This window comes from Staphylococcus sp. Mo2-1, assembly GCF_046721385.1.
Lineage (GTDB): Bacteria > Bacillota > Bacilli > Staphylococcales > Staphylococcaceae > Staphylococcus > Staphylococcus equorum_A.
This window is the reverse complement of record NZ_JBEUUK010000001.1, coordinates 1,738,718-1,757,034: the sequence shown is the minus strand read 5'-3', so window position 1 is coordinate 1,757,034 and position 18,317 is coordinate 1,738,718. Positions and strand designations below refer to the sequence as shown.

Annotated in this window: 12 protein-coding genes, 4 pseudogenes and 1 riboswitch; of the genes and pseudogenes, 11 read left to right on the top strand and 5 right to left on the bottom strand. The window is 34.4% G+C overall.

The features are described 5' to 3' along the window. Nucleotides 1–142 precede the first annotated feature (142 nt). Both ABLV95_RS09025 and ABLV95_RS09020 read right to left on the bottom strand, forming a co-directional pair. Entirely contained in the window at nucleotides 143–433 is a 291-nt protein-coding gene (locus tag ABLV95_RS09025; protein WP_460875403.1) for a hypothetical protein, read from the bottom strand. Nucleotides 434–483: 50 nt separating this feature from the next. Beyond that, a complete protein-coding gene (locus ABLV95_RS09020; protein ID WP_460875399.1) occupies nucleotides 484–1,524 on the bottom strand; it encodes a lysostaphin resistance A-like protein in 1,041 nt (346 codons plus the stop codon). Nucleotides 1,525–1,918: 394 nt separating this feature from the next. Here ABLV95_RS09020 and hutG point away from each other — a divergent pair, with 394 nt between their 5' ends. Further along, nucleotides 1,919–2,848 (top strand): formimidoylglutamase, encoded by a 930-nt coding sequence (hutG, locus tag ABLV95_RS09015; RefSeq protein ID WP_427706636.1) that lies wholly within the window; start codon nucleotides 1,919–1,921, stop codon nucleotides 2,846–2,848. Here the strand turns inward: hutG and ABLV95_RS09010 are convergent. After that, nucleotides 2,838–3,712: pseudogene (locus tag ABLV95_RS09010) on the bottom strand (LysR substrate-binding domain-containing protein). The gene hutG and the pseudogene ABLV95_RS09010 sit on opposite strands and share 11 nt — an antisense overlap. Before the next feature lie 143 nt (nucleotides 3,713–3,855). Between ABLV95_RS09010 and ABLV95_RS09005 the strand changes: the two are divergent. The 9 genes and pseudogenes from ABLV95_RS09005 to ABLV95_RS08965 all read left to right on the top strand — a co-directional run bounded on the left by ABLV95_RS09005 (nucleotide 3,856) and on the right by ABLV95_RS08965 (nucleotide 14,659). Further along, nucleotides 3,856–5,130, top strand: coding sequence for a YjiH family protein (locus ABLV95_RS09005; protein WP_427706640.1), 1,275 nt, complete (start codon nucleotides 3,856–3,858; stop codon nucleotides 5,128–5,130). Nucleotides 5,131–5,177: 47 nt separating this feature from the next. Then, nucleotides 5,178–6,842 (top strand): urocanate hydratase, encoded by a 1,665-nt coding sequence (gene hutU / locus ABLV95_RS09000; RefSeq protein WP_427706642.1) that lies wholly within the window; start codon nucleotides 5,178–5,180, stop codon nucleotides 6,840–6,842. Next, complete coding sequence (gene hutI / locus ABLV95_RS08995; RefSeq protein ID WP_427706644.1) at nucleotides 6,839–8,077, top strand: imidazolonepropionase; 1,239 nt, start codon at nucleotides 6,839–6,841, stop codon at nucleotides 8,075–8,077. Before hutU ends, hutI begins: the two co-directional genes overlap by 4 nt. Before the next feature lie 155 nt (nucleotides 8,078–8,232). Then, nucleotides 8,233–9,451: pseudogene (locus ABLV95_RS08990) on the top strand (SulP family inorganic anion transporter). Then, the gene (locus tag ABLV95_RS08985) at nucleotides 9,451–10,575 is read left to right on the top strand and encodes an amidohydrolase (protein WP_460875392.1); all 1,125 of its coding nucleotides are present in this window, start codon (nucleotides 9,451–9,453) and stop codon (nucleotides 10,573–10,575) included. Before ABLV95_RS08990 ends, ABLV95_RS08985 begins: the two are co-directional and overlap by 1 nt. Before the next feature lie 85 nt (nucleotides 10,576–10,660). Continuing rightward, a pseudogene (locus ABLV95_RS08980) lies at nucleotides 10,661–11,545 on the top strand (SDR family oxidoreductase). Nucleotides 11,546–11,615: 70 nt separating this feature from the next. Then, nucleotides 11,616–12,227, top strand: a complete 612-nt coding sequence (locus ABLV95_RS08975) for a flavin reductase family protein (protein ID WP_460875390.1) — start codon at nucleotides 11,616–11,618, stop codon at nucleotides 12,225–12,227. A gap of 127 nt (nucleotides 12,228–12,354) precedes the next feature. After that, a riboswitch (SAM riboswitch) is annotated at nucleotides 12,355–12,456 on the top strand. 123 nt (nucleotides 12,457–12,579) lie between these two features. After that, nucleotides 12,580–13,872, top strand: a complete 1,293-nt coding sequence (locus tag ABLV95_RS08970; RefSeq protein ID WP_460875389.1) for a Na+/H+ antiporter NhaC family protein — start codon at nucleotides 12,580–12,582, stop codon at nucleotides 13,870–13,872. Between the two features lie 280 nt (nucleotides 13,873–14,152). After that, nucleotides 14,153–14,659 (top strand): SRPBCC family protein, encoded by a 507-nt coding sequence (locus tag ABLV95_RS08965; protein WP_046465894.1) that lies wholly within the window; start codon nucleotides 14,153–14,155, stop codon nucleotides 14,657–14,659. A gap of 333 nt (nucleotides 14,660–14,992) precedes the next feature. On the opposite strand, the gene ABLV95_RS08960 is transcribed toward ABLV95_RS08965, so the two are convergent. Beyond that, on the bottom strand, nucleotides 14,993–15,757 hold the full coding sequence (locus ABLV95_RS08960; protein ID WP_046465893.1) for a MurR/RpiR family transcriptional regulator: 765 nt from the start codon (nucleotides 15,755–15,757) through the stop codon (nucleotides 14,993–14,995). 221 nt (nucleotides 15,758–15,978) lie between these two features. Here ABLV95_RS08960 and ABLV95_RS08955 point away from each other — a divergent pair. After that, nucleotides 15,979–17,572: pseudogene (locus tag ABLV95_RS08955) on the top strand (alpha-glucoside-specific PTS transporter subunit IIBC). A gap of 76 nt (nucleotides 17,573–17,648) precedes the next feature. Here the strand turns inward: ABLV95_RS08955 and ABLV95_RS08950 are convergent. Then, nucleotides 17,649–18,179: a hypothetical protein gene (locus ABLV95_RS08950; protein WP_046465891.1), complete on the bottom strand. Its 531-nt coding sequence runs from the start codon at nucleotides 18,177–18,179 to the stop codon at nucleotides 17,649–17,651. Nucleotides 18,180–18,317: the final 138 nt, after the last annotated feature.

Below are 18,317 nucleotides of genomic sequence, written 5' to 3'. Positions count from 1 at the left end.
GAGAGGACTGACTAGTTAATAAAGCAATATAGGACGCGCAGAAAGCATAAACACAAAATGCCGACAAAGCCAGAGACTCTGTCGACACTTTGTGAGGCATACCATACTCCCCAAGTTTTAATAATGTTACGCATTAGTGTAACTAACGACGGTGACCACGTTTACTTTTAAGATTAAAAGGTGAACGCGTTTGTTTATCATTTGAATCATTGTCTACTTCTTGATCATTATGTGTGGCGTGTGTAGTGTTTGATTCAGTTGATGATGTGTCTTCAACATGATCATCATCTGTAATGGATGCTTTCGCATTACTCACAGCCGAAGATTTACGAGAAGATGAATAACGTGCACTTGTTTTTAATGACTCATTATCGTTGTCAGTTGTATCATGTTTTACTTTTTCAGTAGATGCTTCAACGGAACTATTAGTCAAATTATTTGAGTCGTTATTATCATTAGATTTTGATTTGTCATCTTCTTCATTTATTTCAACATGGTCATCATACGTCGAGTTGCTTTCAGTGTTTGTTTTTTTTGATTATCATCAGTAGTTAAATCTGCGTTGTTTTGTTCAGTTGCTTCATTAACAGTAGATGTTGTAGACGATGCTGTATTTTTATCATCGACTGTTGAAGTTGTCGTCTTTGTTGTCTCATCAGTGTGTTGTTGATCTGAGTCGTGCGCTGTATGATGAGCCGCGACAACACCACTTGCGGCAGTCGTTGACTTTAAGCTGTCTGAAGACGATGTGCTTGTCTTATTTTCATCTTTAACACTATCTTCATCAACATCATCATCGGTTTGTGCATCGTTTTCAGATGTTTCATTAACATGATCAAGGTAGTTGTTATCATCCACTTCATCTAAATTACGTTTTGTGAAGAAATAAAGAATCACACGAACGATAATACTTAATAGAATGTAAACAGCAACAACAGCGGCCGTAGTTAAAGCAATTACTTTCATTGGGAACACATCGCCTAATTCTTCGTTAAATAAGAAAACGAGTCCAAATGACATTGTTGCATGGAATATTGTCGCAATGTATATTGTACGTCCTTTTGTAGCACGAATAAGTTCTCCAATAATCATTGAAAAAGCGAAAGAATAAAGGAAACTATATATCGCATAATCAAAGCTAAATGAAATATTAACATTCCATATTGAATAAATAATGCCCACAATAATAGATGCGATAAATGTATTCATCTTAGTTTCAACAATATGTTGTAAATAAGAACGGAAACCAAACTCTACTAAGAAAGCCATGATAATTTGACCAATAATAATTGATATAATTGAAACAGATAAATCGTCTGTTTGTAGAAGTACAAAACTATCAGCATAAACATTGAAGCAAATCATAGCAATAATAAAAATAATTAATGGTATGACAAGTGCTAAAATGATACGTTCTATAACTTTTAAACTAATTGAAAACTTTAAACTACCAAGTTGCGTACCTCTGTGTTTAAAGACGAGTAAACATATAACGGCAGCAATAAATGGTGCTAAGCTGCTCATGTCAAAGACAAAAGTTTTAAGAGAAATTGTACCTTGAAAATCTTTAAGTATAATAGGTGCTCGCATAAGCAATAATGAAGAAAATAAATATCATCATTGCCCATTGAAAACCTGGTATACGTTTTGTATTCATTATGTAACCTCCAATAGGGTTCAGAAAAATCATTTATTCCTAATTATACATACTTCTGAGTGATAAATAAATTAAATTCAAATATTTATCATTGAAATGTAATACTTTTACAAAATCAAACGTCTAAATGCAACAATTTTAATATGAATTTCAAAATTAACTTTTAAACAAGTGGGTAAAGATAATTATAAATATAATTGAATTGGTAAAAATGTAAGCGTATACTTTAAGTGTCGATATAGTTTCAAAAGGAGGAGAACTATGTATAAATTAGCACAACGTGATTTATGGACAGGAAGAGTAGATAGTGAAACAGAGGAAACAGAATTCAGGCATTTTCAAACAATACAATTTCGTAATATTGAAGATGAGTACGATGAGCCACGTCACGGTGTAGGTATGTTAGGTTATGCGGTTGATAAGGGTGTTGAACTTAATAAAGGAAGAATTGGAGCTAAGTTAGGCCCAGATGCAATCAAGAAAACTTTTGCTAATTTACCAGTCTTGAGAACATGTTCAATTTATGATTATGGTAATGTTGAACATAATCATGAGACTTTAGAAGAAACACAACAAGAATTTGCGCATTATGTTGCTTCATCGATACAAAGACATAACCAAACCTTTTTGTTAGGGGGCGGACATGATATCGCTTATGCGCAGTATTTAGGCACACGTGAGGCGTTTCCTGATGCTTCTATTGGTGTCATCAATATTGATGCACACTTTGACACTAGAAAAGAATCTGGTTCTACTTCTGGTACGACCTTTAGACAAATTTTAGAACAGGATGAAAGTACTGATTATTTAGTATTAGGTATTCAACAAGGTGGTAACACGCAAGCACTATTTGATTACGCGAAAGAAAGAGACATCGGTTTTGTTTATTCTGATGAATTGTTACATCAAATTTCTCCTCCAATTAAGGATAAGATAGAACGTTTTATACATGATCATGATGTGATTATGTTTACGATATGTATGGATGTTATTGATAGTGCATTCGCACCGGGGGTAAGTGCAAATGCTGTATTAGGCCTATCACCACATGTTGTGCTTGAATTGGCGAAACGTATTATTCCAAGTGAGAAAGTTTCTACTGTTAGTATTGCCGAAACGAATCCAAAATATGATGTGGATAATCGAACTGCTAAATTATCTGCTAATTTTTTGCATCATTTTATTCTTTAATATTCCAATAATCAATGCATTGATTTATAAAAGAAAGTACTCGTTCTGAGTGCTTTCTTTTTTTAGGTAGTTGATATAAATAGAACGACCTAATTTGGGACGCATTTCCAAAGCATCCAAATCCCGAGCGTTAAATGATTGATAATATACACGTGGAATAACTGCATATCCCAATCCTCTATGGACAAAATTAGTAGCCGCTTCAAAACGATCAACTTCCATAATGATATTCGGATGTATATTCATACGTGTAAAGTAATCATCAAGATGTTTACGCACTTGAGAACCTTTGGTAGGTAAGATTAATGGCAATGATTTAATAGACGTTATTTTAGTATCTGGAAAAGCATTTTTAGGTGTAATAACGACATAGGATTCCTCATATAGAGGAATAGATTTAATATCTTCATGACTAATTTGTTCATTGGTCAATGCAAGGTGATTTTCAAAATTGATGAGCTGTTCCAGTATTTTATTTTGGTCATGCACTTCAGAAACAAGGTAAGTCTGGTTGGGGTTATATTTTAAATGGATAGAAAGCACTTGAGAAATCCATTGATTTGCTGATTCTAAAATAGACACTTTGATTTTAGGCGCATGTCCCATATTAAGGTCATACATTTTTTCTATTGTTTGATGATAGTTCTGTATCAATTGTTGGGCGTAATTATAAAAATGAATTCCTTTTTCAGTGATTTTAATATCCTTAGTAGTTCTCATAAAAAGGTCATACCCTAAATTGGCTTCCATTTTTTTTATTGTAGTCGTTAAAGACGGTTGACTAATATGTAAAAAGTTAGCGGCTTTAGTGAAACTATTATATTTCACAACAGCGACAAAATACTCTAATTGAATGATTTTCAACACAAAGCCTCCTTGAATATTTGTTTTATTTATAGTCTTAAACTATTAATAATTAGTTTATTTATATTGGTAGGATATATCATATCATATTATACTTAGTAATATAGCGGGAGGCGTACTTTCATGTTAGGGGCGTGAAGTACATGTGGAAATTTTTCATTTATAGCTTGATTGGCATTATATGTTTCTTTGTACCTATAACGATTAATGGTAAATCAACAATTCTGATTGATCATATTGTTCAGTGGATTACATATTTGGTGAATCCAATTTTGCCATATTATGTATTACTTTTAATCATTATAGGTGCATTACATCCATTTATTAATAAAAAGTGGAACAAATCAAAAACTGATATTATATTTAGCTTATTTAAAGTACTAGGCGTCTTCATTGCTTTCATGATTGTCTTTGATTTTGGACCAGGATTTGTATTGAAAGAAAGTATTGGACCTTTTTTATACGATAAATTAGCGATACCACTAAGTGTGTTAATCCCAGTAGGAGCTATTTTATTAACATTTTTAGTGGGTTACGGTTTATTAGAATTTATTGGCGTAATTATGAGACCAGTAATGAGACCTATTTTTAAAACGCCAGGTAAATCAGCAGTTGATGCGGTTGCTTCGTTTGTAGGGAGTTATTCAATTGGCTTATTAATTACAAATAAAGTCTATAAGAAAGGCGACTATACGCATAAAGAAGCAGTTATCGTTGCGACAGGTTTTTCAACTGTATCTGCTACTTTCATGATTATAGTAGCTAATACACTAGGTATTATCGAACATTGGAACCTTTACTTTTGGTTCACACTTGCAGTGACTTTTATAGTTACTGCCATTACCGTACAACTCCCACCTATAAGATTTGAGAAAAACACGACATATCAGAACCAACCATATAAAGAAGAAAAACGCAGAAATATGCCTTTATTAAAAGAGTCTTGGTTAGAAGCTAAATTAGCTGTTAAAAATGCTGACTCACTAATAGGAAATGTACGTGAAAATTTACGTGACGGCGTCGTAATGACAATTGCGATATTGCCTTCTATTATGTCTATCGGCTTCTTAGGTCTAATTATTGCTGAATATACACCGATAATCGAATATGTATCTTATATATTTTATCCATTTATAAGTATATTCCCAGTCCAAGATGTAGCAATATTAGCACAAGCCTCAACCATTTCGATTGTTGAAATGCTGTTGCCTGCGGCGATTGCACAAACTGCTGATTTAGCTACGAGATTTATAGTAGGCGTAATGAGTGTTTCGGCAATTATCTTTTTCTCGAGTGTGGTGCCTGTGATTCTTTCAACTGAGATAAAAATATCAGTTGGTAAATTGGTCTTGATATGGTTTGAAAGAGTAGTACTTACTTTACTCATCACGATACCATTCGCATTATGGTTATTTTAAGATTTATTAAACAAAGGTTAATTAATTAAAATGAGGAGTGATTTTTCATGAGAAAAATAGTAGCAAAAAAAGGTTTAGATATTGAATGTAAAGGCTGGGAACAAGAAGCAGTCCTTAGAATGTTGTATAACAATTTAGATCCAGAAGTAGCTGAACGTCCTGAAGATTTAGTTGTATATGGCGGTATTGGTAAAGCAGCTAGAAATTGGGAAGCATTTGAAGCGATAGAAGAGACGTTACGTTCATTAGAAGCGGATGAAACAATGTTAGTGCAATCCGGAAAACCAGTTGCTGTATTTAAAACACATGAAGAAGCACCGCGTGTATTAATTTCAAATTCAGTGCTTGTACCAGAGTGGGCAAATTGGGATCACTTTAACGAATTAGATAAAAAAGGTTTAATGATGTATGGACAAATGACAGCAGGTAGCTGGATATATATTGGTTCCCAAGGTATTGTTCAAGGCACTTATGAAACATTTGGTGAGCTTGCTAATCAACATTACGATGGCACGTTAAATGGGACAGTGACTTTAACAGCTGGTCTAGGTGGCATGGGTGGTGCGCAACCTCTGGCCGTTACAATGAATGGCGGTGTTGTAATCGGTGTAGATGTTGATGAGACACGTATTGATAAACGTATAGAAACGCGTTATTGCGATGTGAAGACACATGATTTAGATGAAGCTTTACGTTTAGCCGAAGAAGCACGACAAGAAGGCAAACCATTATCTATCGGACTTGTTGGTAATGCTGTAGATACACACAAAGCCATTTTAGATAAAGGATTTAAAATTGATATTGTTACTGACCAGACAAGTGCACATGATCCATTGAACGGTTACATTCCACAAGGTTATTCTTTAGAGGAAGCAAAAGCGTTACGTGATAAAGATCCTAAAGCATACGTTGCGTTATCGCAAGATTCAATGAGAAAACATGTTGAGTTAATGATCGAATTCCAAAAAAATGGTGCAGTTGCTTTTGATTATGGGAATAATATTAGACAAGTTGCCTATAATAATGGCTTAGAAAACGCTTTTGATTTCCCAGGATTTGTACCAGCTTATATCCGACCTTTATTCTGTGAAGGCAAAGGACCATTCCGTTTTGCGGCTTTAAGTGGAGATCCTAAAGATATCAAACGTGCAGATGAAGAAATGAGAAAACTATTCCCAGATAATGAAAAGCTCATTCGTTGGTTAGATTTAGCTCAAGAAAAAATTGCATTCCAAGGATTACCTTCTCGTATAGCTTGGTTAGGTTATGAAGAACGTGCCAAAATGGGCTTAGCTTTAAATCGTTTAGTTCGTGACGGAGAAATTTCTGCACCAGTTGTTATTGGTCGTGACCATCTTGATTCAGGTTCTGTTGCGAGTCCAAACCGTGAGACAGAAGGCATGAAAGATGGTTCAGATGCTGTGGGAGATTGGGCAGTATTAAATGCTTTAATTAACACAGCAGCTGGTGGCTCATGGATTTCGTTCCATCATGGCGGTGGTGTAGGTATGGGTTATTCATTACATGCTGGTATGGTCATTGTCGCTGATGGTTCAGAACGCGCAGATCGTCGTTTAGGACGTGTATTAACGACAGATCCGGGTATGGGTGTTGTAAGACATGCAGATGCAGGTTATGAATCAGCAATTAATGTTGCTAAAGAAAAAGGTATCAAAATTCCAATGATTACGGGTAAAGGAGATAAAAAATGAATGATTTAATTATACAAAATATTAAACAATTAATTTTACCAAAATCTACAGAGCGTCCTTTAAAAGGAAAAGATTTAGACAAATTAGAAATCGTTGAAAATGGAACGGTAGTTGTTAAAGATGGCAAAGTGGTTTACTCAGGCGCCCATACAGATGAATATGAGGCGAAGGAAACAATCGACGCTACAGGAAAAGTTGTATCACCATCACTTGTTGAAGCACATACACATTTAGTTCATGGTGGTTCAAGAGAACATGAAATGTCGCTTAAAAGACAAGGCGTTTCATATTTAGAAATACTTGAACAAGGTGGAGGTATTTTATCCACAGTGGAAGCAACGCGAAATGCCACTGAAGAAGAGCTGTTTAAAAAAGCTGAAAAGAATTTGTTAACGATGATACAACACGGGGTTTTAGCTGTTGAAAGTAAGAGTGGTTATGGTTTAGATAAAGAAAGTGAACTCAAGCAACTACGTGTATCTAAGCGTTTAGCAGATAAATATAACTTAGATATGAAACATACTTTCCTAGGTCCACATGCAGTACCAAAAGATGCGAAATCTAATCAAGCCTTTTTACAAGAAATGATTGATTTATTACCTGAAGTTAAACAGTATGCTGATTTTGCAGATATCTTTTGCGAAACAGGCGTATTTACAGTAGAAGAATCCAGAAGATATATGCAAGTAGCAAAGGATTTAGGCTTTGATGTTAAAATTCATGCGGATGAAATTGATCCATTAGGTGGTCTTGAATTAGCAATTGATGAAGGTGCAATTTCTGCAGATCATTTAGTAGCATCCAGTACAGAAGGCAAAGCGAAACTTAAAGATAGCGATACAGTAGCTGTATTATTACCAGGTACAACGTTTTATTTAGGAAAAGAACAATACGCAGATGCTAGAGGGATGTTAGATAATGATGGGGCTATCGCAATTGCAACAGACTTTAATCCAGGAAGTTGTGTAACAAACAACTTACAACTTGTGATGTCGATTGCCGCATTGAAATTAAAATTATCACCAAATGAAATTTGGAATGCCGTTACGGTAAATGCGGCGAAAGCAATTGATGTTGACGCTGGTACAATTAATAAAGGTGACAAAGCCAATATTGTCATTTGGGATGCACCAAACCATGAGTATATTCCGTATCATTATGGTATAAACCATGCTGAAAAAGTAATTAAAGGTGGCAAATTACTGGTTGATAACCAAGTTAAGTTAAATAACTAATAACATTGAGTCTGGGGCATAAATACATGTCTCAGACTCAATTTTTTTCTAGTCAACATTATGGGCGGGAATACGAAATCAAATTTGATATCTATCCCGCTTCATTTTAAGGGTAAAACAAATTAAGTTTGAGTTGATTAAATATTTCGACAATTATGGTACCATGTTATTTAAAGCATACATGGGAGGTGACATCGAATGTGGGGCAAACTACTTATGTTAAACAATGGAGCGGGGATTTAAGTCAAAATATGCTCACAGGTATATTACTTGCCCTTGCATTACTTCCAGGCGCAATTGCATTCTCTTTCATCGCCGGTGTAAGTCCAACGATAGGCATGTTAAGTACTGGTTTGATGATGCTCGTGTTGAGCTTTACTGGGAATAGAACGTTGATGGTCTCAGCGCCAAGTAGTGGTGTGTCGCTAGTAGTCGCACCATTAATGGCAAGTCATGGTCTAAACGCGCTTATATTAGCTACATTGTTTATGGGTGTCATACAAATTATATTGGGATATTGTCACATAAATAAATTGTTAGACTTCATACCTACGGGTGTAGTCATTGGTTTTATGAATGCATTAGGTTTATTATTGTTTACCTCCCAATTAAAGCATATATTTAACATTTCAGCCTCGACATATGTGTTTGCAATTGCTTCATTCTTTATTATTTGGCTTGCGGGGCGATATATCAAACTTATACCAAGCACCTTTAATAGCTATTATTATATTGACACTACTTGCAGGAGTGATGAAACCAAACATTCAATATGTGTCTGATATGGCTTCAATACATATAAAAATGCCAATACCTTCCATACCAAATGAAATAAGTGATTTGAATATAGTGGTGATTGCATTGCTTTATGGTATAGCAATGGCTATTGTAGCCGTGATACAAACGACTTTAACTGCGCAAATGGTTGATGTTGTAACTTCGACAACCAGTGATAAGAATAAGGAATCTATTGGTCAAGGCATCGCGAACTTTATCGTTGGCTTGTTTGGAGGGTTTGGCGGTAGTGCACTTGTTGGACAATCACGCTTTAATGTAGCAATGGGTGCGAATTCAAGGTTGTCGACTTTCATCACAGGAAGCTTTTTATTGATATGTTTATTTATTTTTGGAGAGATTATCGGACGCATACCTATGGCAGTGTTAGCCACTGTGTTGATCACGATTTCACTTGGTACGTTTGATAGACGAACGTTGCCATTTATTCGCAAAGCACCCTTGTTAAATAGCGTTTTAATTATTTCTACCGTAGTAATTATTTTAATTACGAATAACCTTGCCTTAGGCGTCGTTGTTGTAACAATAAGTTATTACATGATTTACCGTTTTATTAATAAGAAAGGACGTGACATATAATGCCACAATATGAAGATTATGTGAATTGGAGAAGAACATTACATCAATACCCTGAACTTTCAGATGCTGAATATGAGACGACAAAAAGATTGAAACGAATATTAGAAGCGTATGATATTAAAATAATTGATTTACCACTAGAGACTGGTTTAGTTGCTGAAGTGGGACAAGGTGAAACATTCGTGGCTGTAAGAACAGACATTGATGCTTTGCCTATCCATGAGCAAGTGGTACATGAATTCACTTCAACGAATGAAGGTGTGATGCATGCATGTGGACATGATATACACATGGCCAGTATATTAGCGGTAGCAACAAGACTTAAAGATATTGAAAGCCAATTAAAAGGACGTGTCCGTATTATTTTTCAACCTGCAGAAGAACTGGGTTATGGGGCGCTACATATCACTGAATCAGGAGCGATTGATGACGCAAAAGCTGTATTAGGCTATCACAACTATCCGTCGTTAGATGTGGGTGAATTTGCAGTGAAGTCGGGTGTAATTACATCGTCTGTAGACCGTTTTGAATTTAAAATAAAAGGTACAGGTGCGCATGTCGCTAAACCAGAACAGGGTAACGACCCTGTCATCGTTCTAGGACAATTAATTAATAGTGTTCAATCGATTGTAAGCAGAAATTTATCTGCTTTTGATAGCGCAGTCGTAACTATAGGTGAAGTATCTAGTGGCAATACATGGAATGTTATTGCTGATCAAGCGTACGTCCAAGGTACTGTGAGAAGCTTTGATGAAGATAAACGTGTTTATATTGAAGAACGACTTAGAGCAATTGGAAGTGGACTTGCAGAAGCCTTTGATGTCGAAATAGAAACACTATATCATCGTTTACCAGGTGCCGTTAAAAACGATGAAAAATTAACGAATGACGCTATCGAAGTAGCCAAACAAGTTGGATATAATGTAGAAGTTATGGATAAACCTTTAACAATTGGCGAAGACTTTTCTGGTTTTGCAAATAAATATCCAAGTGTCTTTGCATTCATTGGGTCGAATAGTGAATATGATTTACATCACCCTAAGTATGACCCAGATGAACGTATTCTAGAAAAAGTGCCTGAGTATTTTGTTACATTTGTTCAAAAATTATTGAACGAAGTATAAGTTGTTAAACACTTTGTATATGTATTAACTCCTATAAAATTTGGGTAATGTATAGATATAATAATTATTTAAGGAGTGTTGTATTATGGCAGCCCAAGATCCAAGAACAAAATTTTCAAATGAAGATTTTCCAAAACAAGAACAAACGCTTCCTGGTTTACAAAAAGAATTAGAACCTAAACCAGATTGTGGGGAAACTTCATATATTGGTTATGGTAGATTAACAGATTATAAAATGTTAGTGACGGGTGGAGATTCTGCCATTGGAAGAGCTGCACGCTATAGCGTATGCGAAAGAAGGCGCAGATGTAGCGATAAATTATCTTCCTGAAGAACAAGCAGACGCCGAAGAAGTACAAGAAGTGATTGAATTAGCAGGTAGAAAAGCTGTTTTAATACCAGGAGATCTCCGAAATGAACAATTTAACTATGATTTAGTTGAGCAAGCTTATAATGAATTAGGTGGTTTAGATAATGTAACCCTTGTAGCAGGACACCAACAATACAGAGATGATTTAAAAAGTTTCGATACAGCTTCATTTACTGAAACATTTGAAACAAACGTTTATCCTATATTTTGGACAGTTCAAAAAGCACTAGATTATTTACAACCGGGTGCTACAATTACGACAACATCATCCGTGCAAGGGTATAATCCAAGTCCTATCCTACATGATTATGCGAGCATCAAAAGCGAGCAATCATTTCATTAACTAAAAGTTTATCAGAAGAATTAGGTGCCAAAGGTATTCGTGTGAATTGTGTAGCACCTGGGCCATTTTGGTCACCCCTACAAATATCTGGCGGACAACCACAATCGAAGATACCTACATTTGGTCAAAAAGAAGTGTTAGGTAGAGCAGGGCAACCTGTTGAACTTTCAGGAGTATATGTACATTTAGCTGCTGAAGAGTCGAGTTATACGACTGGGCAAGTTTATGGTGTAACAGGCGGAACTCAGTTAGACTAATGATATCAAAAGTTAGTAATCTCTTATAGATTATCTAGCTTTTATTTTTTGAAGGGTATGGTAATAAAATATGAAACAATTTAAAGCAGATACACTCTCTAAAAAACAAAATTATAAATTATTGAGTGGGAGTATAATTCCAAGACCGATTGCATTTGTTACTTCTCAAGATAAATCAGGTCATTTAAATGCGGCGCCATTCAGTTTCTTTAATATAGTGAATAGCGCACCGCCAATGATTATGATTTCTACGGTCCGTTCAGAAGGTGAACGAAAAGATACCTCAGTAAATATCGAAGAAACCGAAGAATTTGTCGTTCATATTACTGATGAAACAATTGTTGAAGAAGTTAATAAAACGGCAACACCAATAGAGCGTAAGCGTAATGAGCTAGAAAGAACAAATTTAACATGTATTGATTCAGAACTTGTTTCTGTCCCAGGGATACAACAAGCAAAAGTCCGCATGGAATGTAAATTAAACAGAATTATTCCATTGGGCGATCCACAAGAAGGTTCTGATTTAATTATTGGTGAAGTCGTTATGTTCCATATCGATGATGATGTATACTTTGAAGATAGTAAAATTGATGCTCAGGCATTAGCGGCTGTCTCGCGCTTAGCCGGCAATGACTATGCGTCGTTAGGAGAAACATTTACGATTGTGCGACCTACTGAATAAGGTGTCGCACTTTTTGTATATAGCGTATGATTGCAAAGTAATGTTGACAAACGTGCTTTAACGTATTAAGCTAAATCAGTATTTGACGAATTACAGTTGAAAATGTACTGTAATAGAACAATTTAATAACTTATCTAGAGAAGTGGAGGGACTGGCCCGTCGATACTTCGGCAACATGATGATGCGTGTGCCAATTCCAGTAGCATAAATGTATGCTAGAAGATAAGAATGAAAACACAACGTTTACTCTTTTCTTCAATAGAAAAGAGTTTTTTTATTTTCAAAAAGGAAAAACAAAGAAATAGCGATGAGTAAATTTCACGCTTTTACCCTTATAGAAAGTTGGTTTTGTATGGAGAAGATAAAGAAAGGTAACGCTTGGGCATTGATTCCATTGCTCGTATTTGTAGGCTTATTTTTAGGTGTAGGTATTGGTACGGGTGATTTTTCAACAATGCCTTTAAATGTAGCAATTTTAGTAGCATCTATTGTAGCTTTGATTTTAAATAGAAAAGAAACGTTTCATAAAAAAGTGGAAGTCTTCACAAAAGGCGCGGGTCATTCAAATATTATTTTAATGATGCTCATCTTTATACTGGTCGGAGCCTTCTCTCAAACTACTGAAGACATGGGTGGCGTGCAATCTACAGTTAATTTAGGATTGTCACTTATTCCAGAAAATTTAATTATCGTAGGCTTATTTATTATTTGTATGTTTGTTTCGCTTTCAATGGGTACCTCTGTAGGTACAGTAGCGACAATAGCGCCTGTTGGATTTGGATTGAGTCAAGCAACTGATGTCTCAGCAGCTATTACGATGGCTACGGTTGTAGGTGGTGCAATGTTTGGTGATAATTTATCAATGATTTCAGATACAACAATCGCAGCTGTACGTACTCAAAAAACAAAAATGAGTGATAAATTTAAAGTGAATATTAAAATTGTGTTGCCAGGTGCTATATTTACGATTATAGCTTTGTGGTTTTTAACAAATGGAGCACAAATTGATGCAACTAAAAGTTATGACTATAACATTATCAAAGTCTTACCTTATTTAATGGTACTGATATTAGCATTAATTGGTATTAATGTGATTATTGTACTTATAGGTGGTATCGCATTATCAGCAGTAATTGGCCTTATAGATGGATCATTTGGTTGGACGGGATTATTAGGATCTATTTCAAAAGGTATTATTGGTATGGAAGATATAGCGATGATTGCCTTACTTATCGGAGGTCTTGTAGCACTTATTCAACATAACGGCGGTATTACATGGTTACTTCACTTTGTTCGTAATAGAGTGAAATCAAAACGTGGCGCAGAATTAGGTATAGCTGGGTTAGTCAGTGCAGCGGATATTTCAACAGCGAATAATACGATATCGATATTGATGGCTGGTCCACTAGCAAAAGAAATTTCGGAAGAATACGATGTAGACCCAAGAAAATCTGCAAGTATTTTGGATATGTTTGCGAGTTGTTTCCAAGGACTCTTACCTTATAGTCCACAGTTAATTGCAGCAGCAGGTGTGGCATCTATATCTCCATTTGAGTTATTACCTTACTCTATTTATCCTATGATTTTAGGAGTTTGTGGTTTGATTGCAATCTTCTTTAACTTACCAAGATTAAATAAAAAATAAGGGGTTAAAAGGGAAGGAGAATCAGTGCATTGTTTGTATCTGATGAACCTCCCTTTTTATTATGTTGGAATATAATGTAATTTTATAAAAAGTTCTTAAATACATGTTTTTACGGAAGTGACGTTTAAAATTTTGACGTTTACTGACTATTGACGATAAAATATAGAAGTTGATCGTTTTAAAGTAAAGACTAGAACATTTTATGATTCATATGATTATTGTTTAGAAGTCTTGTAGAATAGGTTAGAATAGAATTAAGAGTGAAAGTAGGTGAACAATCGTGGGTAAATATAATGTTGAAAATGAATACGTTGAGATTCGACTTGAACGACTATTTAAAGTTGAACCAGAATTATTATATCAAGCATGGACAGATCAACGTTTTCTTAAACAATGGTTTATGACAACAGATAGAACAAATAAATCAATTCATATTAACGCTGAACAAAATGGAAGTTATGAAATAGTTGACGTTCGTAAAGGGAAAGAAAATGTAGTAAAAGGTTCTTTTATTACGTTAACACCGTATGAATATATCGTCATGACAATTGGTATGCCAGAGTTAAGTGATTCTGAAGATACAATTGAAATTGAAATATTCGAAAGAGAAGCGGGCATCACACAAATGATTTTTAATTATAAAGCTTTTGTGCCAAAAGAACGTAGATATACAACACTGGAATATAAGCAGAAGAAAAAAGAATATCATGATTCTACTGCGCATGGTTTTGAAATATTATTTGATAAATTACAAGTGGTATTGGAAGAATTTGAATCAGACCTTTAACATGTAATGAGATGTTGTGAATATAAACTGTTAGCAAAGTTGTCGCTTTGTTGGCAGTTTTTTTGTGCGCTTTCGCCCAAGTATAACTTCTACTGTACAATATATATTTCATACTCGCTTGCCTAGGGCATGGTCTCAGCTTGTATATAGTCTTCGGTTCATGCTGTTCCTCTCAGGCGTCTCGTATGAAATTAGGTTGAAAATACCGTAGAACAAATTAAAATAACACCACGCCATAAGTAGATGTTAATGGTGTGGTGTACTGATATTTGAACTTAGAGATGCTTAGTTGTATTGCAATAGTAATAAGCTCAGCATAAAGTTTGTGAATTATTAAGAAATAATTTCACCTTTTTCTATGCGCTCGTTAAACTTACGCAATAATGTTTCGAAAAATATGTGATAACTTATAAAGCTTGAATAATCTATACCGTCAGCAAGATAAAAAGTGTTGCTAGAGACATAAATATTATAATCAGCTTTTTGAGCAAGTGTATTATCATTTAAAGTAGTTATGGAGAAAAAATACTTTTGACGTAACTGTAATAAGTTGGTGATATCTGTTAATTGATGAGATTCACCAGAAAGAGAAATAATGAAGAAAATATCTGTAGGTGTTGTTCTATTAAGGACCATTTTAAATTCGTGTACATCATGTAAAACAATAATATTTTTATGAATTGTTAACAAAATACGTTGCGCTTCTTGGGCGACATTCATTTGCGCGACGCCTGTCCCATACAAATAGACGGTCTCTGCTTCATTGATTTTATCAGTGACAAGATTATAATCAATGCGTTCTAAATATGTAAAAGTATTTTCGACGTCTTGTTTAAAACCTTCGATAGAGTCTGAAGGGAGATTATGAGATTTTTCAGTTTCAAACTTTAAATAAGATTTAAAGTCACTATAACCATCAAAACCTAATTTACGTGTAAAACGATGAATAGTTGCATTTGAAGCATGTGTATATTCTGCTAAGTCTTGAATTTTCATTGTTTTACATTTTGTCGTATGTGTATTGATAAAATGAGCAATATGTAAGTCATTCTCATTTAATTTATTAAAGTTATTATTAACGCGTTCATCTAAAAACAATATGATAACCTCGCACTTCATGAAAATATTTTCAACTTTTGGAAATATAATCTGATTATACAAAACTATTCGTAATATAGTCAAACCATTGCTTATATGTAAGCGTTTCCTTTAGTATTGAGATAAGATTTGAAACAGACGTATCTAAAAAATGATAAGTTTACATATAAGTATTTGAATGTAAGTTATCTAAATTTAATAGAACTTGGGGGTATATTTTTATGAACGCAATTAAACGATTTGGGAGTGCGATGATAGTTCCAGTGCTGATGTTTGCTTTCTTCGGTATTGTCTTAGGGTTTGCTACATTATTTAAAAATCCGGCAATAATGGGAAGTATTGCAGAAGATGGGACGACTTGGTTTAGAATATGGTCCGTAATAGAATCTGGTGGTTGGGTAATATTCGATCATATGGAAATTGTATTTGCTGTCGGATTGCCACTTTCTTTAGCTAAAAAAGCACCTGGTCATGCCGCACTAGCAGCTGTTAATGGGCTATCTCATGTTTAATACATTTATTAACGCTATTCTTACACAATGGCCACATACATTTGGGGCTAATTTTGAAAAAGGAGTCGAGAATGTTACTGGACTCAAAGCAATTGCCGGGATTGAAACGTTAGATACCAATATTTTAGGTGGTATTATAATTTCTAGTATTGTGACATGGATACATAATAGGTTCTACAGTAAGAAACTGCCTGAAATGCTAGGTGTGTTCCAAGGATTAACATTTGTAGTAACGATTTCGTTTATTGTTATGTTGCCGATTGCATTGATAACATGTATTGTTTGGCCGACGATTCAAGGTGGTATTTCTTCATTACAAGGATTTATCATAGGATCGGGTTACATTGGGGTATGGCTATATCACTTCTTAGAAAGAGTACTTATTCCAACAGGTTTACATCACTTTATATATGCACCAATTGAAGTAGGTCCAGTAGTGGTAAACCACGGATTAAAAGCAGAGTGGTTTGCGCATGTAAATGAATTTGCTACGAGTACGAAGTCATTGAAAGAACAATTCCCTTATGGATTTATGTTACAAGGTAATGGTAAAGTATTTGGTTCGATAGGTATTGCATTAGCAATGTATTCAACTACACCTAAAGAGAATAAGAAAAAAATTGCAGCGTTACTTATCCCGCCTACATTAACTGCTGTAGTTGTAGGTATTACAGAACCATTAGAATTTACATTCTTGTTTATTGCACCTTATTTATTTGTATTGCACGCACTATTAGCCGCAACAATGGATACACTGATGTATGGATTTGGCCTCGTAGGTAACTTTGGTGGCGGTCTATTAGACTTCTTTGCTACCAATTGGATACCTTTAGCACAAAATCATTGGTTAACATATGTAATTCAAATCATTATTGGTCTTGTATTTACAGCTATTTATTACTTCTTATTCAGATTCTTAATTTTAAAATTCAATATTCCACTTCCTGGTCGTAAGAAAGATGAAGAAGACGTGAAGTTGTATAGTAAACATGATTATAAGAGTAAAAAAGGCAGTGATGACAAAGGAAACGCAACATCTACTGGTAATGAATACGAAGATAAAGCAAATTATTATTTAGAAGGCCTTGGTGGTAAAGAAAATATCAAGGACGTAACAAATTGTACGACACGCTTAAGATTAACAGTGAATGATATAGATAAAGTAGAAGATAGTGGTTATTTCACACATAATCAAATGGCACATGGATTAGTTAAAAGTGGTAAAAATGTCCAAGTCGTTGTTGGTATGTCAGTACCACAAGTAAGAGAAGCCTTTGAAAACATCGTTAACGAGGAAGAGTAAGATTAAATAGATAATAAAAAATAAGCACAGCCCGTATGGAATCGTTCCATGGGCTGTGCTTTATTATATAAACGAATTACGAAATTCTAGCTTTATTCATTAATCTTGGTTGATATATTGCACCAAGTACATCAATGTTATGAGTAGCAATCATTTGGATGAGTTTTGCGAAAACTTTAGGAGAACAAGAAACATTTATTTTATCTCTATTGAAGGTATATGTAATATGCTCCGTTTGATTGATTAAGTTCAAAATATCAATGACTTTGTCTTTAACAAAAGCGTCGTAAAGTCCATCGATAGTTAGTTCAAAACGTTTAGAAGATAACAATAAATGATCAAGATCTAATAATTTTTCAGAATGATTACTTTCTATAATTTGATAAATTAAATAATTATGGAAGCTCAGAAAACTAATAATATATGGTAACTGGTATTTTGGTAAGTTGACCTTTAATGCATACAAGTTATTTTCTTTAAAAATTGAAAACTTGAATGAGTTGCAAAAATTAATTTGCTTACATAATTTAGTTAAATTTTTACGTGTGGCACGTTTGTTAAGTCCACCTATATTTAACACAAAAGTTTCCGTTCTATCTAAAAACATATTATACCTCCATATCTATATAAAGTGTCATATGGATATTAATCATAATATTCTTTACACTTAAAATTATACAAGTTTTTATTTCTATTAAATTGTACCACTCTTTTAAAATGTTGACACTAGGTCTTTAGAACGAAG